This is a genomic window from Acidianus sp. HS-5, from assembly GCF_021655615.1.
GTDB lineage: Archaea > Thermoproteota > Thermoprotei_A > Sulfolobales > Sulfolobaceae > Acidianus.
Genome location: NZ_AP025245.1, coordinates 1,529,858 through 1,556,112, shown reverse-complemented (window position 1 = coordinate 1,556,112; position 26,255 = coordinate 1,529,858). Strand labels below are relative to the sequence as shown.

Here is a 26,255-nt window from a genome sequence, read left to right as displayed (position 1 = left end):
AATAAAAGCTTAATTACTAGATCAGCTCACACCTTTATTTCTAGAGCGTTATGCTTTGTTGTACAATCTTGGGTAAGTCTAAATCTAGGAGTTAGTTTAACTAGTTTGACAAAAATTGAACAGATCCAAAAAAGTCTATTAGTAAAAAATTTACAGATCTATCTTCCTGAACCTTATTAGACCAATCACTGCAGGGACTATAATCCACAGAAGTACTGATAGGACTACTAAAGGTAAATGGATTGTAGGGACCATACACACTGCGTGGAATTGCTTCCCCGTATAATAAATGGTATAGTACCCTATCCCAAACGGGTTGAAATAGTATAATTCCGCAGTGATTTTTACCGCATCAAAGAAATTATGGACTGCTGAATATATGAAGCTTGGTATTATTCCGGATAGCGGGAACACTTCGCCAAAACCTATTTGGAAGAATAGAAAAACGCCTATAGATAATCCAAGTACTGCAGTACTTGACTTTATGAAGGTAGAGAACATCATGACTAGCGAGAACATTATTACCAACACTGCTATTGCGTAATCTAAAAAGTAAAAGAAGACATTTGTGGGCATTGAGATATTGGAAGAAGAAAGGAGTGCAGTATAAGTAAAGTATGTCAGTGCTGACACCAAGAAAGAAGCTACCAACGCTATTGCGATCCCTCCTAAATATCTACTAAGGAAAAGCCCAGTCCTACTGATAGGTCTAGAAAGTAAAAACTTTAACGCACCAGTATCCCTAGGTCTGGCAAACATCACGTATGCAAGATATATCATTACTAATGGGTAAGCTAACGAAGCAAAGACAAAAGCTGGGTCTAGACCATTCAATGTTAGGCTAATATACCCACTACCACAGTAGGCATAAGTCGTAGTGACACTTTTACCAGAACTAGAAACTACCAGACTCCCACTACCTACTGGAGAGTTGATTTTATAAACGTTGAAGAACCCGTTAAGCCTTTCAACGTAAGTAACGTTAGTAGTAGTAACGTTTACGAAGGTGATTGACACGTTCTGTCCAGCGGGATTACTCGTAAGCATGATTAAATTGTCCTTAACTAGAATAAACGCTAATGGTACACTACGTATAAACCCGGAGGCTGATATAAAGCAGGTAACGTTTTCAAATAGAGGTGTGACGGTAAAAGATACCTCTTGGTGGTCATAACACACTAAGATTGGCTTAGTGCAATTTGTAGTAATTACGAAGTAACCTGAGGAGTTAGTATAATAAGTATTCCCTCCTCCTCCTACAATCACCTTTGCATGGCTTATCCCACTCCCTTGGTTATTAAATACATAACCTATGACCTCAGAACCTTCACTCATGCCCACAACGTTTACGTCGTGGTACAAATAAGTGTGTGGTAAAACTACGGTAGAGTAAGCGTTATAAGCCATTCCGACCCCTAAAAGCACAAAGGCTAAAGTGATGACCAAAACCGGGATCCTAAGGAAGTTCCTCTTAAAGTCGTAAAACACACTACTCATTGTCTCTCACCTATTAACTTAAAGAAGATTTCCTCCAAATTACTGCCAACCCTACCCATGTCTACTATATTGTACTTAGAAAGTGCAGAAGACAGACCTGCGACGTCACCGTTAAATCCTTCTATTATGATAGTATTTCCTTGTAGCTTGGGGTTTCCGTACTTTTTGGCAATATCCATTACCTCGTTATCCACTTTTTCCAAGGTAATCCTAAAGGCGTTAGCTGAAGCAGATTTCCTAATTTCCTCCATCGTCATCTCCTTAATTATCCTACCTTTGTGAATAAATACTATCCTGTCTGCAATGTTCTCCAGTTCTGACAAAACGTGGGAAGAAAACAATACAGCCTTACCTTCCTTTTTAAGCTTAATTGCCAGATCCCTAAAGAACGCTATCCCCTCAGGGTCCAGACCGTTTAGCACCTCGTCAAATAGGAAGTTCTTAGGGTCTGAAATCATAGACGCTGCCAAGGCAAACCTCTTCTTCATGCCTTGAGAATAGTTCTTTAACTTATCTTTCTCCCTCCCGCTTAAGCCCAATGCAGAAAACAGTTCTTCCGCTTTCTTCTTAGCTTCGTCCTTGCTTATCCCGTAAAACCCTGCCAAATATACGAAGTAGTCCAAAGCCTTAACGTCTTGTTCAAATATTGGAAGTTCAGGGACCCAACCTAAGTTTCTAACAGCTTCCTTCTTCTCCTTTGTTACGCTGTGCCCTTCAATTTCCACGTCGCCCGAAGTCGGTTCAGTTACTCCTGCTATTATTTCCATTGTTGTAGTTTTCCCTGCACCGTTCAAACCTACGTAGCCCATTACCTCACCGTCATTTACGGTAAATGAAACGTCTTGTAAAGCAATAAGCTTCCCGTACCTCTTAGAAATATTCATTACTTTTATCATTTTATCTTCATGATAATGATAATCTCCCCTTTTTTAAAAAATTTATGGTAACGGTATAAGATTTCTACATATCAAGCTATTTTAGTACATTATCTGAACGTGTAGTGGTCTTAGTGGAACCGACGTCCAGCAAAACCAGTCGGCTTAGGATAGGTGAAATTTACTTTCTTTTAATTAACACTAAAGGACTTGTAATTAAATTGAGCTTGTACACAAAGACCCGTTGGCTGTGCTGGCATATATTACTGGAGGAGAATATTTTACGCCAGAGTTAGTGACTATGCGGATTGAAGGTAATGCGGTAACGTGAATGTTCCCATTGCTTGAAGCTAGGTAGTATACTAGCTTGAAGTACTTACTAACCATCACGTTTATATTACCATTACTAGTACAAGCTTTTAAGTAATTCCCTAAAGCGTTATTTAACGTTATACATCCGTTTGACGTCTTCACATTACCGTTGGAGAAATTGTCGCACTGTAATTCAATATTACCATTAAGGTCATTGACGTGTAAAGTTGATGTGCTTGAACCTTCAATCTCCACGTTACCGTTGCTGTCGCTAACACAAAGGTTCGTGGAATTGGCGCTTATTAGCTCAATATTCCCGTTGATATCGGAGAGAGTTAATGAGGTAAAATCTCCTCCCATCAGCCCTATATTTCCATTGCCGTCGTATATTTTAACCTGTGTTGAGCTCACGTTTTCAATGTTAACATTACCGTTGCCTAAACTAATGCTGATAGAGTCTAGTAATGGACTGGGGAGAGTAATGCAAATGTATGAGCAGATGCGACTATTGAAAAAGAATACTAATGGGCACTGTTTGACCTTCACTATCAGAGCACCGTTACTCTCTTTATACGAAACGCTGAAGATCTTTGATGACAAGAATATACCTTTAGCCATCAAGTGTATTATAAGCTTCGGTGTAGACCCTTTGCTGATTATAACGTTAGCGACGTTACTGCATATTATAACCTTGTGTACCGGACAAACTGGAGAAAAACAGTACTTCTTATTTTCACTAATAGAAAACGAGTGAATAACCAAAACTGCCGCTATCCCTGCTAAGAGTATCGAAATTATCAAGACTACCATTAATTTCTGATTCATATAATATTTTTGTAAAAAGTTGCTTAAAAATCTTACCTCATGAATCTCCTCAACTCTATAATTCCTAATATAATAATTAGAACAAATATTGGGATTAAGAAGAAAGTACTGCTGTACCTAACCGAGGTATTTCCGATAGTTAAATTATAACAATTAGCTGTCGGGTAGTTACAGTAAGCTTGTAGATATTCTTTGTTAAACAAGATAGGAGTTCCGTTGTACACTCCTATAATACAACTGCCCGCAAGCTTAATTACGCAAAAGTTAGGTAATGTAACTACTACATTCGTGCCGTTTTTGTTGAATACTAAGAAATTCCCTATTCCAGAATACGATATATGTGTGATTCCGTAACTTTCAGTAATGTTCTTATAACAAGTTATGTTTTCCCCTCTGGTAACTGCAATTATGTTCCGTGTAGTGTAGTTTTCAGCGTTTATGAAAACACATTTTACAATTTTATCACCGTTAAGCTCCATTAATTTAAAACCTTTCATCTCATGCTCAACAATAACCGGTTTTCCGGAGAAAAACAATGCGGAGTCTTTGAACTTAGTAACCTCATTATTATGAATAATCAATACGCAATCTCCATGGGTTACGTAAACGTAACCGTCGTAACAAACATAATTTTTCACCGTAGCGTAGGGCGAGCATATTTTAGATATAGAATATATTGGTATTAATATCGTCACAAGGTTTTCTGTTAAATTGATAGGTCCCGATAGGAAGGACACGCAGACGTAACACACTTTTGTAGTTCCTAAATACGTAAAGTTAGGGGAATATAAATACAGTATTTTATAAATAGGTAGGAGTTCCTCTGCTATTATTATATTATTTTCCTGCTTGATAAAGTACTGCCCACTAAATTTAGGAGATAAATTTACTTCACCGTTGCATAGATTTATTATGTAAAACCTATCCTGTACGGAATTATTAGAATAGCATAAAGTTTCTAAATCCAATATTTTCCCGAATATAAAATCATTTAGAACAAAGCAGCGACAAATAGAATCTAGTCTTGGGGCGTTTCCTAAAATAAGGGAAGGATATTCCCTGATAACAACGTCCTTCAAATGTATTTCCTTAACGCTGCCGTTCAGCATATTGTACATTGATAGAGTTACGTTCGATATTTCGGGGACGGTAATTTCAGTGCGGTTTCCAAGCGCACAAAGTGTAGTCAAGAATGGACACAAGAACTCAATAAGGCTTTCCCCATTAATTGTAATATTCTCATAACTTACTTTTCCATTATAAAATATGAGGTAATTCCTTACAATCCCTAAGAAGTTACTAGTACTATTCAGAGTGAATTCGTTAGTCAAATCCAGTTCTTGGTTAAATACGTGAAATTTATAATGACGTGCGTGGAGCTCTATTGCTATGCAGTCGTTATAAGCAAATATCCCTATTCGAGGAAGGTTTTCTCCCAATTTAGTAATGAAATGTGTAATTGACGCATTATTATTGGCGTTCACGATGTTGGAGAATATATAAGGAACCTTCTCTTCACTCACATTAAAGGTTAGGGCTCCACAATATATACTAGCAGACCTACCGTTTTCGTATATGGTTACAAAGGTACCGTTATTGGTTAGCGTTACAGCTACTATGGCATAAGTATTATTTAGAGGGACGTAAACAATTTCCGAGGCAGAACAGTACTCTATCTTATAATGCTCCTTAACTCCTGCCTGAACTACTAACGCGAGGAGTATAAATATTAAGACTAGGAATGCCTTTCTCATCTCCTATACACCCACCACAACTTAAATAACCCAACTAAGGGAAAAAGGAGGAAAAAGAGGTTAAACGTGTTATAAAGCAAAGATCCAAGCAAATACCAAGCTATGACTATGGAAGAATAAACTAATTCCTTACTATTAACTAAAGGAGATATACCGTAGACAGCCAGGGAATACATAATAACGACAAGGACGTAATGAAGGGCGGACGAGAGGAATATCCCCCTAATCGCTGAAAAGATTAGTAGTGACGGAAAAGAGAGTAAGGAAGAGAAGGCAAGCATTACTAACATCTTACTTAAGAAAACTTTGCTTATCCCCTTAAGCCTCATTATTAACTCCAACTGCTTACGCGGGAACACGGATAGGTAGGAATAAGCAGTGAGGATAATGATGCCCATATTAACTCCTAGTATTGTAAGGATAGTATATATACACTTTCCAACTATCTGAGAGTCACTTAACGAATATTCGCCGAAAGGAGGTCTCACGTTATCAGAGTTTACTACGAACACAGTAGAGTTTACCGGAACTTTCTCTCCATTCACGTAAATACACTTTAAGAAAGTAGCTACTACGGTCTCCCCCTTAACGTAAACCATTGATACGTTGTCGTAATTTAAGACTGAATAACTCATAGAGGCGTTAGCAAAGGTTATGAAATCCTTAACCAACACCTCCGTCGTTACGTACTTTTCTTTACCATGAGTTACACAAACGACCAGAGTGGAACCATTAGGGAAAAGGACGTGGACATTAACTAGGAAAGTACCGTTATTGCTCTTTACTATCTCGTGAAAGCCCTCAATTGAAACGTTAATAGTAACTGGGACCCCTTGACCGTAAAAATTAAACGCATAACCTCCTACCTTTACCCCAGCGGGAGAGTAAGCAATTGCCCCAACTACGTTAAAAGAAGGAGGAGGTAATGACGCAATACCTAGTGTAACAAGTAACGACACAGCTACCAAGAAGAACATCGGAAAGGCCCTTTTAATTTCAACCCTCAGCATTTACTGCACCGGTGTCATCAATTACGTCACCTTTTAATAAAAATGTTATCGTATGAATACAAGTTTATACTAGAATGCTGGCATTCAATCCCTCCTTTAGTGCTACTTCGTACTGTTTCTTATCAGATGTAACTAACTCTATCCCCTTAGTCTTAGCCAAGGAAATAAATAGTGCATCATACACCGTTATCTTTTCCTTAACTGCTATTCTGAACGCATCTATTAGGTATTCCTCTTGACTTACAATTTTAATCGCTTCACCATTAACTAAATCTGAAAGTATCTTAACCGAAACATCTTCGCTCATTTCCCCTCTTAAAACCTTTTTCCATAATGCGTTTGCGACTTCCTTAATTGTTAGATCAAGAGTTACTACACCTTCTCCTATTACTTCTCCTACTTTTTCCCAGCCCTCCTCCTTAGAGAAGAATTTAACAAGAGTAGAAGAGTCAATGACTTTCACGGTCTTCCCTCACTGAAGTTTCTGAAAACCCTTTTTCGCTAGGCTTTACGTTTTCTAAAAGCTTAGTCCAAGACTCAACGTATTCCTTAGCCTTTACCTTTAAGTAAAGCTCCTCAAGGAATTCCCTGACCTCTTTATCTATATCTATTCCGTATCTCTCAAGCTCCTCCTTAATCTCCTTCTTTATCCTCACACTTATTACTGTAGACATATATGTCTATTATCCGTAGACGATAATAAACCTTACATATAATATCACCATTATGGCGACGCTCTTGCTACTGCTTTAGCAACCTGTATTAGTCTACTTGGTTCTATACTGTACTCTGATTTTGAAGGATCCTCACTCCTATTAGCCCAGCCTCGAGATCTCAAAGTCCTTTATCCTTTCTATAGCCCTCTGGGCTTCACTCTCACCGAACTTGTTTTTCACCTCGTATGTAATGAAAGGCATTTTGATGCAAGGAAAGTCTTCCCTATCTTCCATTTAGTCTCTAACCCTTTAAGTCCCTTATCTCCTTACATTCTCTTATTTTTATGAACATATATTCGGGAATATAAGAATATAGGCTTAACGGCTTTAGGAGAATTTGTACAATAACGAGAAAGTATATCACTTACTCTTAGTTCCTAGTAAGAGTATGAAAAACTCACAGACTCCAAGTTTCTCGAGATAAAGTAAGGAATAGATTACCGCTAATTGAATTCACTCTTTGTATAAAATTTTATATATTCAATTCTCTTACGCTACTATATGAAAAGAATTGCATTAGCTATTCTAACAACATCTATAATTGCACTAGGAGTCATATCAGTCTTAATGATACCAGGTTATATGGAAATAAATAAAGTGACGCCGTTTGCGTACTCTAATACAAACGTAGGTTACGTGAAATACACATTAATACTTTACGATAACACACTACTAAAAGGCAATGTAATAAGCACTAAGAGCGACCTAGGCCCGTTCGGTATTATTTACGCAAATGGTCGTATATACGTTGCAGATTCCGGGTCTGACACAATATCTGTAATTAATTCTACTACAAATCACGTCATAGGGAATATAACGGTTAAAGGGCACCCATTTAGCCTATTATATGACCCTTCTAACGGGTACATATACGTCACGAGTCCATTACACCTATTATTCGTCATCAACCCTTCTACCGGCGAGGTAATACATAATATATCACTTTTCCCGCCACCGGTACTGGATAGTATGGCTTACGACCCTTCTAACGGGTACATATACGTAATAAGCTGTACTGTAGTCTTCCCGTTATTTGTCATTAATTCCTCCACAAACAAAGTAATCCATGAGATAGAACTCGGAAAGTTCCCTCATTTTGTAAGTCCGTTAAGTATCTTATATGACCCTAGTAACGGTTACTTGTACGTGACAAATTATAGGAATACGGTTTTAGTAATTAACACCTCTACTGACAAGGTAATAGCTAACATATCTGTAGGACAATACCCATTAAGTCTTGCTTACGACCCTTCTAACGGTTACGTGTATGTGACAGACGCTATGTCTAACACGATTTCTGTAATTAACTCTAATAACACTGTGGTAGCTAACATATCTGTAGGAAAATGGCCGTCGAGTATTGTTTACGACCCCAGTAACGGGTACATATACGTAATAGACACTAAATCTAACATGGTCTCGGTTATTGACCCTTCAACAAACCAAGTAATAGCGAATATAACGGTTGGAAAAGGTCCGTCAGACATCGTTTACGACCCCAATAACGGGTACATGTATGTGACAAATTGTTTATCAGGGTCTATCAGCATCATTGCTACCGAACAAGCTACGCATACTTCACTACCTTTATATATAATGATAAGTTTAATAATAGCAGCGGCAGCAGTAATAGTAGTGTCAGTAGTCTTAATTAAAAAGAGGCAAAGCTGATAGTTTTTCTGATTACTGTTTTTATTTCCAGATATGTTTGTGGATCACTTCAATAAGCGTTAAGCTAGTTAAATCACTAAGTGAATTTAACTAGATTTGACAAAAATTGGGCTGTCCCACGAAGTGTGTCGTAAGTCACTTATAGTAGTTGTTCCAATCTTCCTTGGTAATACAGAATTACTAGCAAAGTTTTTACGTTTGGCTAATTGAAAAGTGTAAGGCATGTGAAGTAGGTGTACGTGCTTAGCCTTTATACTGGGTAGCTCTACAGATTCATCAAAATAAGTTTATGCTAATACCTTGATTAGTTAAAAATATTTAAGCTGTGTTAAAATGGAACAACTGCTATCATTTAATTTTATACAAGGTAGTTTGTTTAGAGTATGACTCATTTTATACCAGTCTGCTTTAGTTTGTTAAACTCAATATATAGTAGAAAGCAAAAATTATCAATAATTATGCCCATATTTTGCACTACTATATTCATATTCTCAGTTTTACCGTGAAACCACCACTAGCTAAGTCGTATATATTCCTCAAGGTGTTGTAAATTTCTTCGATATCATTTTCGCTTACTTGTAACGCTCCACTTACTAGGTCCCTAGTGCATATTTTCCAAGCCTCTTTCCTGATGCAGTTCGTAACTTGAGTAAAGTTCTTGCAATTCTCTCTCTGCAACTTATTTAGGATATCACAACAACAGTTTTTAGCCAATATTAAGTTCATCGCATTGATGTTTGTTAATTTCTCATATTTACCTCTAAATGACGAAAGTATATTAGCTATGTGCTTAGGGTCATCCCTGTATTTCATTAGGGCATCTATATATTCTCCAATTCTCTTGAAAAATATCGCCTAGCTCTTTCGTCTTGTCGTATCTCAGCTAACATTTCATCCCTTTTCTTGTTGAGATATTTCTTCAGTAAGTTCAGTAACGACGCTTGCAATTTTCTCACCTATACTTATTGCATCCTTTATCTCCTCAGCAGTTGGAGAATAATCGAGTAACCTGACAAAGTAACCTTCGCCCACTTTCCTAACCCAAGAGTCAATATATTTACCAGAGCAAGAAGGAGTAAGGAGGCTAGTGACGTTAAGTGGAGTGTACTCAATGTTCAACTTCACGGGTCTAAATGACCTCCTAGACTTATAGTTTAAAAGCCCTCCAGTTAAGGTTGGTTCCACGCTTATCTCCCTGTCCAAATAGCATACTTTTGAGATGTCGAAAAACCCCAAATACTTAGTAAATAGTGAAATGAACCTAAGGTTATGCCCCTCATCAAAGTGCCAATTGGAAATTATATCCCTAAAACAGACGCCGTATCCCTCAACTTCTTTAATTTTAAACTTACTGAGGAAAAACTCCTTAGGTGTTACAAACCTCAGACCTTCCTCAAATTTCTCCTCCACTTCTCTTATATCCACCTGCTCGCACCTAAGCCTGTAGAAAAACGGTGTTTCACCTATCCATAGTACAGTACCCCCTTTGCTAAGGAATTTACCTAGGTTATTGTCAAGGCTAAAAAGTCTATATACGAAGAATTGAAAGCTATGTAAGGCAACACGTCTTGTAGGAAAACTAAAACGTCGCCCTTGCCGTGATTTAAAAGCCATTGGCCCACGGTAAGGTAATCCAACTTCTTAGTTCCGCCAATGACTTTCTTAACCTCCTCCCCCCTTAAGAACTCCATGCCTACGTCCTCTAACTTCTCGTCGTAGTATACGGCTTCCATGAGTAAAGATTTACCCAGCAAATAAAATAGCTTTCAGCTATAGAACTCTGGCATTTAAGCTAAAGCGACCTTAAAGTTCAACTCCTTATACTGGCTCGTGTGCTCACTTTCTAGTAACAGTAAGTCCTTTCCCAGTAATATGTAGAATCGCGTTTCATAATAATCACTTGACCACACACGGACAGGGCTAACTCGAGCTGGTCAATCAAAAAGTCTTCGGAAGGCGAGGGAGGGAAGAGGACACTCATGCTCACATTATCTAGGAGATTTATAAGATTAAGAAATTTTATTACTGTGTTATAACATTAACGTGTAGTTGCGTCCTAATTGCGTATGAAAAACTCACAATCTCTCACTCCTTATCATTTACTGTGCTATCCCATTATACTGTAGGTCAAGAATTTCCCTAGAGGTCTCGTTTTAAAAATTGTTTATAGTAAAGGCGTAGTTATTTTTACGTATTTATCGTGATTTAAAAGTCTATTTATAAGGATAACTATCTCGTGGAAGTGAAAATGATTTGTTATTATCTATCATTTCGTGAAAGAATTTTATCGGGATGATACGAAAATAATACTAAAAAATACTAAACCAGATAAGGCAATATACGAATTTCTTGTTGAGATTAAAAACGATAAAATGCGAGGCTGGATGCGACCGATACGAAGGTTGTAAGAGGGGTTTAACGTTTATAAAGTAAAACATTCTTTCAATTAGCGAAAAGTACCATGCGACCAAAAAACGCTATCTTAATTACTAGGAAAAACGGTCGCATGATGCCACTCCTAAAAATCAAAAACTTATAAATTAGGAAAACGCAAAATAAGGAGATGAGGTATAAAAATCAATCAGTAGTATCCCAAAAGGGATTGAAAGTTACCTATTCTAAGGTCTACACCGTTTTCCCGAATTGGTAGTATCCCAAAAGGGATTGAAAGCCAAAATATGCTAGTTTGCATGCTTATAAAAAATATGTGGTAGTATCCCAAAAGGGATTGAAAGAACAGCTCCTTGTTGCTTAAATATTGTAATAATATCTGGTAGTATCCCAAAAGGGATTGAAAGAATTTAGATGTAAATATTGTAAGCGGGTCAGTTAATGCGTAGTATCCCAAAAGGGATTGAAAGACCTGGTCCCGAGTAAAGTTACTCAAGTATATCCTTCGTAGTATCCCAAAAGGGATTGAAAGATTACATATACTATAGAGTATTTTATATGTAGAATCATCGTAGTATCCCAAAAGGGATTGAAAGTTGACGCTTACGCAATCAGACATGGGATAGAACGGAGTAGTATCCCAAAAGGGATTGAAAGATGTCATCAATGCTGTTTATGATATTGAATAAGTGTAGTATCCCAAAAGGGATTGAAAGTCATAGAGGGAAATCCTATTCTCCAGGTGACTGGAGAAGTAGTATCCCAAAAGGGATTGAAAGAAAAATCCTATTAAAAACCCTTTTTGTCTTTCTTTTAAGTAGTATCCCAAAAGGGATTGAAAGAAATTTTCCATTTGCTCCAAAATTAATTCATATTCGGTAGTATCCCAAAAGGGATTGAAAGTCGCTAGACCATGAGGAACTGGAAGGCAATTTAACAAGTAGTATCCCAAAAGGGATTGAAAGTACAATATATGGTTTTTTCAAGTTTATTAAAACCAAATGTAGTATCCCAAAAGGGATTGAAAGTTAACCCTGCTTACGATAGATTAAGGTATGGTATACGCGTAGTATCCCAAAAGGGATTGAAAGTATCAATCAAGTAGATGTTCGCACTGTCTTGAGGACCGCGTAGTATCCCAAAAGGGATTGAAAGTGGTAGCGACCAGTCTAATGCGGCGTTGCGGGATATAGTAGTATCCCAAAAGGGATTGAAAGAATCATCTATCGCTTGCTGAACGCATTCAGGCGTTGTAGTAGTATCCCAAAAGGGATTGAAAGAAATATCCGCAAAATGGTGGAGATTATAACTATATTTAGTAGTATCCCAAAAGGGATTGAAAGATTATGCTTTCTAGGAGGTCGTGCAAATATACTAAATTGTAGTATCCCAAAAGGGATTGAAAGTTAATCATAGTTGAAATTGAGTCTAGAACGGTTTCCATGTAGTATCCCAAAAGGGATTGAAAGATCCTACCATGTTTATTATAAAACATATATTCAATCTTGTAGTATCCCAAAAGGGATTGAAAGTTCATCGTTACCGCAAACATATCCTTCACCATTAATAGTAGTATCCCAAAAGGGATTGAAAGATGTTAGCGAGCCTAGAAAAAATTGAAGTCTTCCTGCGTAGTATCCCAAAAGGGATTGAAAGAGTTCACAGAACTCTATCTCACAAAGCTTCTTCGCATGTAGTATCCCAAAAGGGATTGAAAGTTTTTGTACATTATCATTCTTATTTTACAATTTTCAAACTCGTAGTATCCCAAAAGGGATTGAAAGTAATTTCACTTGGTTAATTTATGTAAATATGATAGCTTCGTAGTATCCCAAAAGGGATTGAAAGTTGGCTCATATCCGTATATGTACCTTTGACTCCTTTGTATGTAGTATCCACAAAGGGATTGAAAGAAAATAAAGGGCGTGTTTTCTAGGACTTGTCTTAATTGTAGTATCCACAAAGGGATTGAAAGTTCAGTTAACTGAAGAGTTTATTCTAAGAATTAGTTACGTAGCATCCTAAAAGGGATTGAAAGTGGATATTTTCATCTCCGATTTTGATGAAGATTATATGTAGCATCCCATAAGGGATTGAAAGGAAGAATTCAACACAGACACCCAAAAGAAGGAGCAGAGTAGCATCCCATAAGGGATTGAAAGACGGTATTTCCTGAACTCATCCTTGACAGTATGTAGTTTGTAGCATCCCATAAGGGATTGAAAGAAATATAAATTTGTAGAAAGCTTACCAAATCTAGTAGCATCCCATAAGTGATTGAAAGCAGTAATTGAATAACTCCGTTGATGATGTAACCAGACGTAGCATCCCATAAGGGATTGAAAGTTAGGTTCGCATACGTAGAGTACTGCTCCATCTATTACGATTGTAGCATCCCATAAGGGATTGAAAGGGAGATAGCTTGAAAGTAACTGTAACTGCATGTGCTAAGGTAACATCCCATAAGGGATTGAAAGATCTCTATAATATTTAATTAGTTTTAATCGGAAATTCAAGTAGTATCCCAAAAGGGATTGAAAGAAATAGTAGAACAGAGGAAGTTCATCTTTGTTAGACAAGTAGTATCCCAAAAGGGATTGAAAGTGACCATCTTCCGCAAATACAGTTTTTGACAACTTGCTGTAGTATCCCTAAAGGGATTGAAAGTTGATGAAAATAATACTGTATACCGACGTAAGTAATGATGTAGTATCCCTAAAGGGATTGAAAGCTGCAGAGGTCGAAGTGTCGTTAACATAGATGAAGTAGTATCCCTAAAGGGATTGAAAGAAATTGAGGATTATGAAACGTTAAAAATGGATTTGACTAATAAATTAACAAGGTATGTTTGACTCATAAGGTAATATGTTGAAGCTTGTAGCAGTGAACAGAAAGAGTTACTTTGAAAAATCCTAACGCGGAGTCTAGTCACTTTCAACTTATCTTGGTCTCCTCATTTTAAAGTAACCTACTACGGAACCAAGCAGATCTTTAATGTCCATGAAGATAATATGCTATTTAGGTTTGTAAAGACTATGTCACCGAGTTTAGCAGTGCAATGGCAAATAAGTATGAGAAAAACTATGTAATGCTATATAGTAAGGTTAGAAATAATCCTGACATGAAGATGTATTTGGAGAGAACTTTAGGTACTGCATTGCAATTCGTAACAAATGAGCTTATCTCATTCGTTATATTAGATAAAAGTAAAACTGCGTTAATGTTATATGAGAAGTATAAATCTCAAGGCTTAAGCTCAAATATTATACTCGAGATAACAGCTATAACTGTAAACATACTGAAAGATAATTTACCGGAACTTGCTAAGAGTATAGGCAATGTGATGCTTTGTTGTACACTTCAATTTTCTTAGGTATTAAGCTTGTTAATTTTTCTTAAATTCAAAATTATATGTTAAATTAAAAGTGAGTCTAACGTTTACTTTAATAAAAATTGAACAACCCCGCAAAGCAGCAATGTGAAAGTTACACGGAATAACGTACTTAGCCTTATCGATAGATATGTTAATTCTTTTGGGTTATATCGTAGACGTAATTAAAACGGTTCTCTTAAAATCTAATAGAGGTTACAGAGCCATACGACTTTTGCCATAAAGATATGAACTCTATTCTAAATATAAAATATTATCACTTTAGAAAAATTAATAAAAATTTCCTTCATTCGCTCATATTAATAGTCATTAATCAAGATATGTATCATTAGGATAGGTTAAATAAATAAAACTTAGTTTTTATTGCTCTCTTATTTCTCATCCTCAAACTTGAATAATTGTGTAGATAAATAAAAATAGTATCCAGAACGCTTTGTCGCAAATATTAATTAAAAAGGCGTTAAAATTACTCTTTGTCGCTTGACTTCTCCAATTTCTTTGCAAACTTCTCTGCCCTTAACATCATGACTTGAGTGTTAAAGTTCCACCTTCCGTTCTGGAAGTGCTCGTAAGGAATTGAGGCAGTAAAGACGTACCGCTTATTAATCGGATGTATGTAAACTTCTATTGTATCCTTACTCTTTAGAGTAGAAATAAAATCTAGATAGTCCAATAGCCTAGATGAGTTATCTACAACGTGAACGTAATAAGTTTCGTCATCTAACTTATGAGCAAAATGCATGCTAGGTATCCTACTCAGTTCCTCTAAGGTGTCTTCTTCGCCAAAACTAACTTCAAGTCTAAAATCCGGCTTAAATAAACGTGCGGCATATCCTACTATTAATCCCTTACCTATTACGTGGGCTTGAGTATGGTAAAGAACATCCTTAAATGAAATTCCTAGCATTGTAGATATTTCCTTAAGTGAAGAATAAGCTTTAGCTTGCTTTTTACCAATAATTTTAACGTCAATGTCATCTGGAGAAAATCCCTCTGTAAGGTTTGGTAATTCGAAGGGTTCTTTAGGCGAAGATAGAATGCCGGTAAATTCCCTCTTTTCAAAATCAAAGTTTGAGTAATCAATAGGATAAAACTTCTCCTCCTTGACCTCGTGAATATCGTAATGGTAAATTATTCCTTCACCTTGTAAATAATCAAGAACTTCATCAAACTTTGATGAATTATAATACACGGAAAGGTTAATTACTAGAGGATTAAGGACGTCCCTTAAGATAAAGGTTGGAGTGCCGTCAAATAATTCATATAAGTCGTCTAAGGAAATATTAGGATAATTAGAATAAATAGTAACATAATACTTCTTTAATCCTAAAGTCTGCCACCTGGAAAAAGGATATAAGTTATATTGGAAATTTTGCCTTAACCAGAGTATATATTTGTCAACGTCCTTAATCCTTGATATTGCACCAATAACCTTAGGGTTTAAATCTCCGAAACGTTGTAAGTAATATAGAACCTCTGATAGAATTAACTTCTCTTTCTCAATTAACACGAGAAAAAGTCGAATATTAACTTAAAAAGATATCCCTTATAATATTAAAAAACTTTAAGCTGCATCAGGTGATGTACTTTCTTCCGCAAAGAATATATGAGCCATTCCTAGAGCTGCTAATGCTAGACCAAGTAAGGCTATTGTTAACCTTATTCCTAGGTTTAGTTTGTATACATCCATCATTTTTCTTCGATCTTCTTTTAATTTACTAGGGGTTAAGCATGAAAAACGTCAAAAAAACAAAGTAAGCTTTTTAAATCCCTCTTTGCGAAGGACGTAATAAAAACTATTTAGAGAAAAAGCTAATCTCTTTTAGTAACTTTCATAGAAAACTCTCTTTCTACCTTTCTGTATTATGTAATAGGAGAAGTATATGTCTCCTCACATCAATGAGTCATATTTAACTGAATTTTTATCATAGATCAGTAAAACTTGTTCATAATATTTGTTGTCTAGAGTTAATCTTACTTTGTCAGCATCTAACCTTAAATTTTGGGCTATCAAGGCAAAATCTGAGCTAAAAGAGCAGAACCTTCAAACTGATTACGGAAAAAGTTCAAGTAATCTAAGAGGCAGTATTACACTTTAAATTATGTATAACAATTTAATAGACTTTCATAAGTTCCGATGGTATATCCAAAAATTTTAATTGATTGTATTTAAATTTTAAACTACAAGAAATATATGAGTGATCGGTGAGAATATATATAATATTATCCAAAATTTTTACATTATACTTTAGGAGTAGAATATCTAAATATACTTAAGACATTATTTATTTCAATTGAGGTGTTATTTAATTTAATTATTGCTCCGTTATCCTTTTTTACCGATACTATTTCAGTATTGCCAGAATAGATTGAGACGGGACGATTGTTATCTTTGCTTATATAAACCTTAATACTATTCATTTGTAAATTACCATCTCTATTAAGTATTGCAAACGATTTGAGAGATATATTACGTCCATCACAATTATCACAATTATCAAATATTGCACTTGTTTTACTAATATCTTCTTTAAAAATAAGTCCTCTTACGTAATCACAAGGATTCAGCGTAAGTTGAATCTTAATTTTATTATTTTCAGCTTTAGCTACAGCACCAAATAACACAAAAACATTATTAAATTTTTTAACATTATTTCCATTACAATCAATAATTTTAATATCAGTAGATAACACGTTGCCATTAATATCAACAGAATATTTATCATTATTATTGTTATTTATCATAAAATTATATATTATGCCATTAATTATTGGTACGAAAACATACTCCTGCTGTGTAGTACTCAAGGTTCCACCCAGTATTCTTAACTAATTCCTATAATAAAAATGTTTTAGTCAGTTGTCGTTTTGTTGCGTACTTCACTTAGTCGTCGAGTTCAACTGCTTGGTTTATGTTTTGTAGGACTGTCCAGTTTTTTACCAACTACTTAAACTTACTTTTTAATCCATACCTCCAAGAAAGCACTTGCTAGGATGAGTAATTAAGACTTATTAAACTGTTAATCTACTTTTAACCAATGAAAGGGCTTTTTGTTCTAGCTTACGCTATAACCAACCTCCACCCCGGTGCAGGTAGGGGATACGGTATAGTAGATTTGCCCGTACAAAGGGACCAGTTAGGTTACCCAATAATTTACTCTTCAGCGTTTAAGGGACCTTTGAAGGCATTATGTGCAGGAAATTCACTCAATGATAATGGTAGGATTAACTGTAACGAGAAGCCTGAATGTTGTTGTCTTTTCGGCAGTGAGCCGGAAGAAGAGGAAAGCAGTAAGGGGGTTCTCGACGTTCTAGATCTCCCTCTATTCTCTTTGCCCGCACCAAATACTCAAGGTTTCATGCAAGTTACTACTGAATATCTAATTAATAGAACTAAAAACATATTTAATACAATACTCGAGCTAAACAGTTATTTAGGAACTTTAGGCAATGAAATTTCCAATCTTTTGAATAGTAATGAAGGCAAGGATGGAACAGTATACGGTAATAGGGTGAGAGTTACGTCAGTAAGTGTTTCAATACTTAAACAATTGCCGTTGTTTACTGAAAAGCTTGGCATCGCTGACGATAGGAAGGTTGTGGACAAGTCTTTAATAATATATACTAGGAATAGGTTGAATCTCTTAAGTAAGGTAGTGAGCGGAGAAGGGCTATGGAGCGAGGAATACGTCCCGATGGGGTCGATATTTATCGGAGGTATGATAATAGACGAAAACTCGGAGAACCGTTACTGCGGAGATCTGAAAAAGAAATATTGTGACAATTTACTATTCTTGCCTACTCTCTCTACGGTTCTTCACGGTAGTAAAGTCCGTGACGACGTTTACTCCTTCTACTTAAATATAGGCGGGAAGGAAAGTATAGGAAAGGGTTTTGTTAAGGTCTTCATAGGTGTTTAGCATGGACGAGATCGATTACGCTTTAGACATCGGTAAGAAAGTCCTAGACTTACACATTGAGTGTGGAGGTAAAGAAGCTATTAAAGGATTTAGGAGCAGGGCTAGAGAGTTTCCTCAAATGGTACAACAGTTGGGTCTGATATCTTCTATTACATTCCTCCTCTCAAAGGTTGATGATGATATACTAATTCCTTCCATTAAATACTTCCTTTATGGCGAAAAGATAGACCGTAGTACGAATCTCTGTAGAGAAGTTAGAGATGATGGTTATACTTCATACCTAGTCGTCAACTTTGCGTGGATTAAATGCAAACTTTACGACTTACGGTTCTTCGACAAGTGCATAAAAGAGTTTGAAAGTTTAGACGATATGAAAATTTTGATAAATGATCACATTAAGAAAGATATTATAAGTACTCTTAAAGAGCTAAAAGAAGAGGAAGAAAAGAATCTACTATTATCTCAAATCGAGGAGTCGGTACTTAATTTTTCAATTGAACTAAAGAAGATAGTTGATGGTATTTACGGCGGTAGTAATGACTGAAGGGAATATATTTGAAGGCGTAGATAACCTCATTGAGAGAGTTGAGCTAACGTTTGTAAATACTACGCCGTGGTGGGGAGGTAACGAATTCGGCTATACTTTTGACGACGACGGAAACGTTACAGTACCTTCAGCTAATGAGATAGTAGGTAGGACTAAGTGGCTAATGAGGAACATTATAGCACAGATTTTGGGAATAAACGGTTTTGACAACATTGATGAGAGGTTTTTAAAAGAACTGGGAACGTTAGATAATAAATCTAAGATAACCGTAAGGGTTACGGCATACAAAGGTGAGAAACAGTCCTTTTATTTTACAAAAAAGGAAGCATATCGTGTATTTAAGATTATTAAGGATAAAAAATTGAATAGTAAGTTTAACATAATTATTAACGATGAGTTTGACACGATTACCGCGGGTCTTAAAGAAGTGTCGGAATCTATAGTAGAATACTTAAGGTATTTTAGCATACCCAGGTTTTTCCTAGCGCATATGAATAGGGACGACCCATTGTTTTACTATCATAATCAACCTGCTAAGCCTAAAAGCGTAAGGATAAAAGTGGAGTTAATTAATAACGGAGTAAGTGATGAACTATTCGATTTCTTTAAGTCATCATTAATTTTCACAATGAAATACATGGGTATTGGTAAAGCCGCAACTAGAGGATTTGGAAGATTTGCTCTTGAAAATGACTGGAAGTTTGAGCTGAATCAGGATCTTAACGAATTGCTACTTTTAGGTAAAAATATTACCAATAGTGGAATTATAGGAGAAATTCCTCCCTGTGAAATTTCCGTGGAAAAGATAGAAAATCCTTGTTTATATAATTATAAGAAAAATAAATATGAACAGATAATTATAAAAGATCCGATAACATACCTAATTGCAATTGGAGTCGCAACTTTGAAAGAAGCCTGGGAAACATCGGTTGAGGACAATTGTGCTTATCTTAGTAAGATGTATCCTATTTGGCCTCTTGGCTTACCTAGAAGCGATAAACAGGGTTTAGGATACCTTATAAAAGATGAAACAAAAGAAGATCCTGGAAGGAGAATATCATATATAACCATCTCCCCCATATGTAATGGAGATACTTGTAGTGAGATATACTTGATTCCTTTTATTTATGGGGAAGACGAATTTAGAAAAATCGAATTAAAAGGAAAATCTTCAAGCTCATCAATACCTAAATTTGGTATGATCGTGCCAGGTCAAGGTTATTTAAACCCTTCGAATAACGTAAGAGATTACGTATACGCCACAATGAGTTGGCTGAAATTCATTTTAGGAGGTGGGTGTCATGGACAATGAGTGCAACATTATTACACTCATTGAAGATTACATAACAGAAAAAATCCTTGCGGAGGAAGAAATCCTTGATGACGTGAAAAAGGATCTTGTAAAGGCTTTGTCCAACTGTTCTTTTTCAAGGAACATGCCGACTGCAGAAAAATCGATGGAGGAAGTCGTAAACGCATTAAAGAGCTTAGGTTACTGCGTAATCGACGTTAGGGCTAAAACCGCTAAAAAGCTTTACGTAGGCGTTTCCGAAATTTCTCCTTTTTATACGTTCTTTGAGTCAGGGTTAGTATGGAACAACGCACTCAACTTACCTTATATTCCAGGTTCTGTAATAAAGGGTATCCTTAGGAGTTATATGATAGACCTATGTAAGAGGAACGAAGAGTGCATTTCCATAGTTTATCAGATTTTCGGAGTGCCAGAAAGTGAAAATCATAGATTTGAGAATGCAGAGATTTACGTGACCGGTTTAGATGTTTCCTCGTCTTTAATATTTGCTATGGATTCCTACCCTGTAAGTGCAGATAAAATACTTACCGGTGACGTGATAACTCCTCATTACTTCAGAGGTGGTAAACTCATTAAGAACGAATATGAAGCACAGCCCGTACCCATACTGAGGATAGCAGTAGCTGAAGGGGTGGAGTTTAGGTTTATAATTGGTGTTCATCAAGAGGCTATCCCATTATTCCAAGATTGGGCATTCAACATAGGTTATAAAGGTGGAGGGTTATCTTTCCTTTTACCAATACTTTACGCTTTTAAACAGGGTGTAGGTGCTAAAACTTCCAGAGGTTACGGTGAGTTTGCACTTGAAGATTTCTCTTTATCAACGTTTAATTTTACGAGGCCAAAGAAGGTAGGTAAGGTGAGAGTAAATGGACGATGATTTCTTTTTGTATAAAATATATGCATTATTCCACGACCCTCCACACAAGATGACTGTGGGGATGGTAAGAAGAGGTCATGATTTCTTTAGAGAATTTATCAAAAATCAGAAATTATGTAATTATTTTGCCTCAAAAATATACGACTGTTCAGGCTTTTCAAACGGCTGTAAAGATATTTGCGAAACGAAAAAAGGTAAGCGTGGAGACCAACGTAGACTAAAGGCCCATGAAGTCGAGGCTTTATTATTCTTAATGTACCTCCTCTGTTCCGTACTTGAAAGGACAAAGGACACTATTTGTTCTATAGCCTTACAACCACCACATAATTCTAATGCAGAAAAGGCTAAAGATATGGTCCACTCTGCTGACGTTTATGCTTCAGAATTTAATAGATGGGTACTAAATTATTTAACAAACAATAGAAAAATGGTAAAATATTCTGGATTCCATAACATTTTCGAGCCAACTTTATCAAAGACGCTAAATTATGATATTAAAAATGAGAACGACTTTGAAGATTTCGTTTTGAAATTTAGGAGTATAATTGATAAATTAAGTTCTCTTAGTAGTGATATAAAATATTTGTATTTCCTCATCTATACAATATACGAGCCATTATGGATTTATCATAACCTTCCGGTCGAGGTTGAGGACTCTAGAGCCCCGTATTTTACAATCTTTGATCACCTATATGCAACGGCCTCAATGATAAACTGGACATATTATGGCACAAGACCACAAAACAGAAGTGGTATCGAACCTAAAGGCTTTTATGTAGTAATAGATATCCCGGGAGTGCAGGAAATTGTTAACTCCGCGAGGAAGGCCGGCGATTATTGGGCGGGAAGCTGGATGCTCTCAATGATAATTTGGCTAACAGTATGGCAGTTAATTAAGGAATACGGACCTGATGTATTATTAGCACCCACTGCTAGGTTTAACCCGTTATACTACGCTATGGTCTTGAGTTATTTAAAGAACAAAGGTGCAATAGATGATGATACAAAGAGTGAGGTCGAAAATGTACTGAATACAATACTGGGTGAGCTTAGCGGGATTTATGATTATAAACAGTTCATCAAAGAAGCAATAATCCCCGCAACCGCCAGCTTGGTGTTACCTAAAGAGCCCGATAGTTGCTCTATTAAACTTGAGCAGAAGGTTTTAGAATACTATAGGAATGCGTACAACTGCATATTGAAGGAGATCCCATCCGGGCAAATTACTACCGAGTTATGTAACGAATTCATTAGTGCATTTGGCATTAATTCACAACAAGGAAATAATGAACTGATTGACGTAATAATTAATGAGGCAGAAAAATACGTAGATAAAGTCCTAATTAGACCTGCAATATATGTTGTAGACATTGATGAGATAAAGGAAGAAGTGAATGAAGATTTAAAGGAAAAAGGAGTGGATAAAATCTTAAATTGTAATGACATAAACATCCTTGAAAATCAATACCTTTTCCATTATATTACAACTAAATTATATAGAAAAATGGTAAAAGATAGATATAAAACAGAAATATTACCCAAACCGCAATGGTTTACATCACGTAAGATGGGTTCAAGCTACGTAGTTAATAGGGATTTCAATTACATAAATGGCAGAAGAGATTGGGAATATTGTACAGTTTGTGGAAATGAACCCGCAATAATTAATTTCGGTAAGGAAGACGACGACTATTCTGAGTCCACAAAAGAGGAACTTTCAAAACTCGTTCCCAATCAGAACGTAAACAACTTATTTGACGACTTAAAGGTTTGGTTTAAGCCCGGCGAAAAAGTAGGCCCGCTGTGTATAATTAAGAGGGGGCTATATTATAGGTTGCATAATAGTCCCCTTAAAGTATTCAGGAGTACTGACGATATTGCGTATAGTTATTATAAGGAAGTTTTACAACCTATTATTAAGGACGCAAAAGAATGTGAAGAACTAAAGGATCTTCTTTACGAAGACGAGATAAACATTTACGAAAAATTAGGAAATCCTATAAAGGCTAGAAAACTGTTTAGTAAATGTACAGAACTTGATGATAAAACGTTGGGTTGCGTCCAGAAGGACTATGAGCTAGATGAGGTTAATAAAGCGTTTAAGAACGCAATAAAGGGCTATAGGGAATTCTACGCAATTATTAAAGCTGATGTTGACGATATGACGGAATCTGCCAGGGCTGAAATAGAGGCAGAAAAATACTTTGAAGTGATTTCTGGATTATTAGGTTTAAAAAGTAATTCATACACACATAAATCTTTAGCTTGTAGTTACGTTAAAATGATAACAATAACGAATAGTATTAGCAACGGCTACATTTTAATGACTCCGACCTACAGGGTGGCACTATCAGCTGCAATGATGATAACTTTACTTAGGGATATTAAAACCGTGGAAGTTGAAAACCACGGGCAAATAATTTACGCAGGAGGTGACGACGTAGTAACATTAGTCCCAATAGATAGGCTAATTGATACCATAATCGATCTAGAGGAAAACTTTGTCAGTGAGGACGGTTTCTTTAAAGCGAGAAATTGGTATATCCCTTCAATATCACCTCACGGTAGGTCTATGTCTGTGAGGATTACTAACATAGCTGACTTCATGACTAACGAAATACAGAAGGCTACGGAGTTGCTCAGCAAGGTTAAAAAGGTAAAATGGTACCTTGAAGACAGGACAGTCAAGGAAAAGTTCTCTGTAATTATTTCCTCTTCAAGATCTAGTTATGAAAGCATATTACCCATGTGGGATTTCAAATACCTAAGACTGTTAAAGAGCATGTGGACGCTCAACTTAAGTAACGTTTTAAGCTCTTCAGTATTTGAAGACTACGAGGAAGGATTTAAGGAATTGATAGACGACGAAATGAGTAAAGGAAAAAACTCTGAGCTGATTGAGAAACTAATTAATTACGTATTAGCCAGGAATAACGGAAAGGGCGTTAACTTTGAATTTGATACGATGACTTTAGAAACTGGAGAGTATAAAAGCAACATTGTAGATGAAATATTCAAAGGATTTAGGCTAATGAGGGGTACACTTTGAAGGTTATAATAAAACCCTTGGAGGAATACAGGTTAGGTCTTAGGCAGAGCAGTGGAATAATAATAGAGAACGTTGACGTGGTCTCAGCATTTCTATCTCCTACTACAATATTAGGTATTATAGGAAAGCTGAAGAACGTTAGCCCACTAAAAAAGCCTGGAATTGACGACCTAAAGGATGCTTACTACTCACTTACTCAGAATGAATTGAAATACGTTTATCACTCTGATAGTCCTTTAACTTGGGGTCCATTAATACGTGATGAGATGGACAAGAAGTATTATCCGTTACTTTTTAGTAAATTAATTCTTGACGTCAAAAAATACATAGAATATGCAATTAACTCTTTTGAAGGCATAATAACTGAAAGCATTATAAGAGAACTGAGGGTACAAACTAGGAGAATGAACCAGTTGAACAGGAGTAATAGAACTACTATCCACTCATTTTATCAAAAATTCTTCTCAAACGAGTACGCACTAGAGTACTGTGTAAATATTAAAGAGAATATTAAAGGAGTATCCATGTTAGGAGGAGAAAATAGGTACGCGGAAGTTTGCCCTGAAAATTGTGAATGTGATTACGGAGAAGGAGATTATGCAATATTACTTCAGCCCTTATTGTTTGAAACTGAAGAAACCTATTTTACTAAACTGAGTAATGTAAAAGGTTTCCAATGTGTTGATGAAATTTACGGTGTTGTTGTAGAGAAGGGAAATCATATGGACTTTAAGGTTAAGACTACTTATTACGCCTTAGGTTACGGTAACGAAAGAAGACCAATGCTCCGAGCCTTGCCACCAGGTACTGTTATTAAAGTAAAGGAAGAATGCGAAGACGCAAAAGCTTTAGGAATCCTTAGTGAGTTAGGTTTCGGGGCAATTTACAGAATAAGACTGCAAAGCTAAGAAGGTAATCCAGGGCAGTGTAGTCCAGCAGTCTTATTCATATATTAAATGATTTCGCAATGTTTTTGCTCGAAATTACTATTTTTCCTTTCTTAATTACGAAATAAAACTCTATTCTTAATTACTATATCGTCCTTAGATGAAAAATTTTCGCCCCTATTAAAATTATTAAGTACCTTATCTGTAATTAACGAGCTCTAAGCTGACGTACTGAAACTAGTCTAACTCAGGAACAGTTATATTCCTACGGTTAAGATAGGAAGATACTGCCATTTAAAGTCTCATAAAGGTACCTCTCATTATTTTCTACTTCAATAGAGAGGATTTTTTCTAACGTTTTCAGTATATATCCTTCTAAAAACTATTTATATTCACGGCGAGAGTATTTTTACGCATTTATCATGATTTAAAACTTCATTTATAAGGATAACTATGACGTGAGAATGAAAAGAATCTGTTATTTTCTATCATTTCCTAAAAGAATTTTAACAAAGCGATACGATATTACTACCCTAAAATCTTATTCTAGGTAAGTTGACTTTCGAATTTTATGATGATATTAAAAACGATAAAATGCGAGGCTGGATGCGACCAATCCGAGGTTCGCAAGAAGGGTTTAACATTTATAAAGTAAAACATTCATTCAATTAGCGAAAAGTACCATGCGACCAAAAAACCTCAATTAAATTACTAGGAAAAACGGTCGCATGATGCCACTCCTAAAAATCAAAAACTTATAAATTAAGAAAACGAGAGTAAGAGAGAAGGAGTATAAAAACCAATCAGATGTATCCTAAAAGGGATTGAAAGCTCCTACGGATTTGCATACCAGTTTCATAATTCATCGGATGTATCCTAAAAGGGATTGAAAGAAAAAAGACATCCCTTACTCACTTTCTGTACTATCTAGATGTATCCTAAAAGGGATTGAAAGATATTTAGCTGACTCTCTTCAGAAATCAAAAATTTATCGATGTATCCTAAAAGGGATTGAAAGCTTACTTAGAAGCGGAGTACGGCTAAAAGTTTTTAAAGATGTATCCTAAAAGGGATTGAAAGTAGGTCAGCCTACTGTTCTCACTGTAATATAAAGGCTGATGTATCCTAAAAGGGATTGAAAGTAATATTTACCGCTTTACTTTGGGTTCATTTTTCAACTCCGATGTATCCTAAAAGGGATTGAAAGGACATCTTGAC

Annotated in this window: 22 protein-coding genes and 2 CRISPR repeat arrays (1 of these 24 cut by a window edge); of the genes, 8 read left to right on the top strand and 14 right to left on the bottom strand. The window is 36.0% G+C overall.

Going from position 1 to position 26,255, the window contains the following annotated elements; all coding sequences use genetic code 11:
* Nucleotides 1-150: 150 nt before the first annotated feature.
* From HS5_RS08290 to HS5_RS14525, 8 genes are all read right to left on the bottom strand, one after another.
* On the bottom strand, nt 151-1,497 hold the full coding sequence (locus HS5_RS08290) for an ABC transporter permease subunit (protein ID WP_236750869.1): 1,347 nt from the start codon (nt 1,495-1,497) through the stop codon (nt 151-153).
* Entirely contained in the window at nt 1,494-2,393 is a 900-nt protein-coding gene (locus HS5_RS08285; protein WP_236750867.1) for an ABC transporter ATP-binding protein, read from the bottom strand. Before HS5_RS08285 ends, HS5_RS08290 begins: the two co-directional genes overlap by 4 nt.
* A gap of 195 nt (nt 2,394-2,588) precedes the next feature.
* A complete protein-coding gene (locus HS5_RS08280; protein ID WP_236750866.1) occupies nt 2,589-3,509 on the bottom strand; it encodes a DUF4097 family beta strand repeat-containing protein in 921 nt (306 codons plus the stop codon).
* 32 nt (nt 3,510-3,541) lie between these two features.
* Nucleotides 3,542-5,263 carry a hypothetical protein gene (locus tag HS5_RS08275; protein ID WP_236750864.1) on the bottom strand — a complete coding sequence of 574 codons (1,722 nt, stop codon included), beginning with the start codon at nt 5,261-5,263 and terminating at the stop codon, nt 3,542-3,544.
* On the bottom strand, nt 5,260-6,273 hold the full coding sequence (locus HS5_RS08270; RefSeq protein ID WP_236750862.1) for a hypothetical protein: 1,014 nt from the start codon (nt 6,271-6,273) through the stop codon (nt 5,260-5,262). Before HS5_RS08270 ends, HS5_RS08275 begins: the two co-directional genes overlap by 4 nt.
* A gap of 64 nt (nt 6,274-6,337) precedes the next feature.
* Complete coding sequence (locus tag HS5_RS08265) at nt 6,338-6,736, bottom strand: type II toxin-antitoxin system VapC family toxin (protein WP_236750860.1); 399 nt, start codon at nt 6,734-6,736, stop codon at nt 6,338-6,340.
* The gene (locus HS5_RS08260) at nt 6,723-6,947 is read right to left on the bottom strand and encodes a VapB-type antitoxin (RefSeq protein ID WP_236750858.1); all 225 of its coding nucleotides are present in this window, start codon (nt 6,945-6,947) and stop codon (nt 6,723-6,725) included. The genes HS5_RS08265 and HS5_RS08260 overlap by 14 nt, the downstream gene beginning before the upstream one ends.
* Before the next feature lie 141 nt (nt 6,948-7,088).
* Complete coding sequence (locus HS5_RS14525; RefSeq protein WP_256445536.1) at nt 7,089-7,223, bottom strand: hypothetical protein; 135 nt, start codon at nt 7,221-7,223, stop codon at nt 7,089-7,091.
* Between the two features lie 267 nt (nt 7,224-7,490).
* Here HS5_RS14525 and HS5_RS08255 point away from each other — a divergent pair, with 267 nt between their 5' ends.
* Nucleotides 7,491-8,660, top strand: coding sequence for a YncE family protein (locus HS5_RS08255; RefSeq protein ID WP_236750857.1), 1,170 nt, complete (start codon nt 7,491-7,493; stop codon nt 8,658-8,660).
* Between the two features lie 483 nt (nt 8,661-9,143).
* Here the strand turns inward: HS5_RS08255 and HS5_RS08250 are convergent, their stop codons facing one another.
* The 3 genes from HS5_RS08250 to HS5_RS08240 form a co-directional block, all read right to left on the bottom strand.
* On the bottom strand, nt 9,144-9,473 hold the full coding sequence (locus HS5_RS08250; RefSeq protein WP_236750856.1) for a hypothetical protein: 330 nt from the start codon (nt 9,471-9,473) through the stop codon (nt 9,144-9,146).
* A gap of 78 nt (nt 9,474-9,551) precedes the next feature.
* Nucleotides 9,552-10,085: a hypothetical protein gene (locus HS5_RS08245; protein WP_236750855.1), complete on the bottom strand. Its 534-nt coding sequence runs from the start codon at nt 10,083-10,085 to the stop codon at nt 9,552-9,554.
* 77 nt (nt 10,086-10,162) lie between these two features.
* Nucleotides 10,163-10,393: a hypothetical protein gene (locus HS5_RS08240; RefSeq protein WP_236750854.1), complete on the bottom strand. Its 231-nt coding sequence runs from the start codon at nt 10,391-10,393 to the stop codon at nt 10,163-10,165.
* 851 nt (nt 10,394-11,244) lie between these two features.
* Nucleotides 11,245-13,841: a CRISPR direct-repeat array (repeat unit 25 nt; unit sequence GTAGTATCCCAAAAGGGATTGAAAG).
* Nucleotides 13,842-14,109: 268 nt separating this feature from the next.
* On the opposite strand from HS5_RS08240, the gene HS5_RS08235 reads away from it, so the two are divergent.
* Nucleotides 14,110-14,424, top strand: coding sequence for a hypothetical protein (locus HS5_RS08235; protein WP_236750853.1), 315 nt, complete (start codon nt 14,110-14,112; stop codon nt 14,422-14,424).
* A gap of 484 nt (nt 14,425-14,908) precedes the next feature.
* On the opposite strand, the gene HS5_RS08230 is transcribed toward HS5_RS08235, so the two are convergent.
* From HS5_RS08230 to HS5_RS08225, 3 genes are all read right to left on the bottom strand, one after another.
* Nucleotides 14,909-15,952, bottom strand: a complete 1,044-nt coding sequence (locus HS5_RS08230) for an AsnC family protein (RefSeq protein WP_236750852.1) — start codon at nt 15,950-15,952, stop codon at nt 14,909-14,911.
* Nucleotides 15,953-16,006: 54 nt separating this feature from the next.
* Nucleotides 16,007-16,135 (bottom strand): hypothetical protein, encoded by a 129-nt coding sequence (locus HS5_RS14520; RefSeq protein WP_256445535.1) that lies wholly within the window; start codon nt 16,133-16,135, stop codon nt 16,007-16,009.
* Nucleotides 16,136-16,683: 548 nt separating this feature from the next.
* Nucleotides 16,684-17,250: a hypothetical protein gene (locus tag HS5_RS08225; protein ID WP_236750851.1), complete on the bottom strand. Its 567-nt coding sequence runs from the start codon at nt 17,248-17,250 to the stop codon at nt 16,684-16,686.
* A gap of 230 nt (nt 17,251-17,480) precedes the next feature.
* On the opposite strand from HS5_RS08225, the gene cmr4 reads away from it, so the two are divergent.
* From cmr4 to HS5_RS08195, 6 genes are read left to right on the top strand one after another with little or no spacing between them, the layout of a single operon-like run.
* Nucleotides 17,481-18,362, top strand: a complete 882-nt coding sequence (gene cmr4 / locus HS5_RS08220) for a type III-B CRISPR module RAMP protein Cmr4 (protein ID WP_236750849.1) — start codon at nt 17,481-17,483, stop codon at nt 18,360-18,362.
* Between the two features lies 1 nt (nt 18,363).
* Complete coding sequence (gene cmr5, locus HS5_RS08215) at nt 18,364-18,906, top strand: type III-B CRISPR module-associated protein Cmr5 (protein ID WP_236750848.1); 543 nt, start codon at nt 18,364-18,366, stop codon at nt 18,904-18,906.
* The gene (locus tag HS5_RS08210; RefSeq protein WP_236750846.1) at nt 18,878-20,221 is read left to right on the top strand and encodes an RAMP superfamily CRISPR-associated protein; all 1,344 of its coding nucleotides are present in this window, start codon (nt 18,878-18,880) and stop codon (nt 20,219-20,221) included. The genes cmr5 and HS5_RS08210 overlap by 29 nt, the downstream gene beginning before the upstream one ends.
* A complete protein-coding gene (gene cmr6, locus HS5_RS08205; RefSeq protein WP_236750844.1) occupies nt 20,211-21,101 on the top strand; it encodes a type III-B CRISPR module RAMP protein Cmr6 in 891 nt (296 codons plus the stop codon). Before HS5_RS08210 ends, cmr6 begins: the two co-directional genes overlap by 11 nt.
* The gene (cas10, locus tag HS5_RS08200; RefSeq protein ID WP_236750842.1) at nt 21,091-24,150 is read left to right on the top strand and encodes a type III-B CRISPR-associated protein Cas10/Cmr2; all 3,060 of its coding nucleotides are present in this window, start codon (nt 21,091-21,093) and stop codon (nt 24,148-24,150) included. The genes cmr6 and cas10 overlap by 11 nt, the downstream gene beginning before the upstream one ends.
* The gene (locus HS5_RS08195) at nt 24,147-25,058 is read left to right on the top strand and encodes a hypothetical protein (RefSeq protein ID WP_236750840.1); all 912 of its coding nucleotides are present in this window, start codon (nt 24,147-24,149) and stop codon (nt 25,056-25,058) included. The genes cas10 and HS5_RS08195 overlap by 4 nt, the downstream gene beginning before the upstream one ends.
* Before the next feature lie 785 nt (nt 25,059-25,843).
* A CRISPR array of direct repeats spans nt 25,844-26,255; the repeat unit is 25 nt; unit sequence GATGTATCCTAAAAGGGATTGAAAG; it runs 431 nt beyond the window's last position.

Excerpts from the sequence above, each read along its gene's own strand:
- HS5_RS08290 (WP_236750869.1), bottom strand. The coding sequence starts at position 1,497 with ATGAGTAGTGTGTTTTACGACTTTAAGAGGAACTTCCTTAGGATCCCG.
- HS5_RS08285 (WP_236750867.1), bottom strand. The coding sequence starts at position 2,393 with ATGATAAAAGTAATGAATATTTCTAAGAGGTACGGGAAGCTTATTGCT.
- HS5_RS08280 (WP_236750866.1), bottom strand. The coding sequence starts at position 3,509 with ATGAATCAGAAATTAATGGTAGTCTTGATAATTTCGATACTCTTAGCA.
- HS5_RS08275 (WP_236750864.1), bottom strand. The coding sequence starts at position 5,263 with ATGAGAAAGGCATTCCTAGTCTTAATATTTATACTCCTCGCGTTAGTA.
- HS5_RS08270 (WP_236750862.1), bottom strand. The coding sequence starts at position 6,273 with ATGCTGAGGGTTGAAATTAAAAGGGCCTTTCCGATGTTCTTCTTGGTA.
- HS5_RS08260 (WP_236750858.1), bottom strand. The coding sequence starts at position 6,947 with ATGTCTACAGTAATAAGTGTGAGGATAAAGAAGGAGATTAAGGAGGAG.
- HS5_RS14525 (WP_256445536.1), bottom strand. The coding sequence starts at position 7,223 with ATGGAAGATAGGGAAGACTTTCCTTGCATCAAAATGCCTTTCATTACA.
- HS5_RS08255 (WP_236750857.1), top strand. The coding sequence starts at position 7,491 with ATGAAAAGAATTGCATTAGCTATTCTAACAACATCTATAATTGCACTA.
- HS5_RS08250 (WP_236750856.1), bottom strand. The coding sequence starts at position 9,473 with ATGAAATACAGGGATGACCCTAAGCACATAGCTAATATACTTTCGTCA.
- HS5_RS08240 (WP_236750854.1), bottom strand. The coding sequence starts at position 10,393 with ATGGAAGCCGTATACTACGACGAGAAGTTAGAGGACGTAGGCATGGAG.
- HS5_RS08235 (WP_236750853.1), top strand. The coding sequence starts at position 14,110 with ATGGCAAATAAGTATGAGAAAAACTATGTAATGCTATATAGTAAGGTT.
- HS5_RS14520 (WP_256445535.1), bottom strand. The coding sequence starts at position 16,135 with ATGATGGATGTATACAAACTAAACCTAGGAATAAGGTTAACAATAGCC.
- cmr4 (WP_236750849.1), top strand. The coding sequence starts at position 17,481 with ATGAAAGGGCTTTTTGTTCTAGCTTACGCTATAACCAACCTCCACCCC.
- cmr5 (WP_236750848.1), top strand. The coding sequence starts at position 18,364 with ATGGACGAGATCGATTACGCTTTAGACATCGGTAAGAAAGTCCTAGAC.
- HS5_RS08210 (WP_236750846.1), top strand. The coding sequence starts at position 18,878 with ATGGTATTTACGGCGGTAGTAATGACTGAAGGGAATATATTTGAAGGC.
- cmr6 (WP_236750844.1), top strand. The coding sequence starts at position 20,211 with ATGGACAATGAGTGCAACATTATTACACTCATTGAAGATTACATAACA.
- cas10 (WP_236750842.1), top strand. The coding sequence starts at position 21,091 with ATGGACGATGATTTCTTTTTGTATAAAATATATGCATTATTCCACGAC.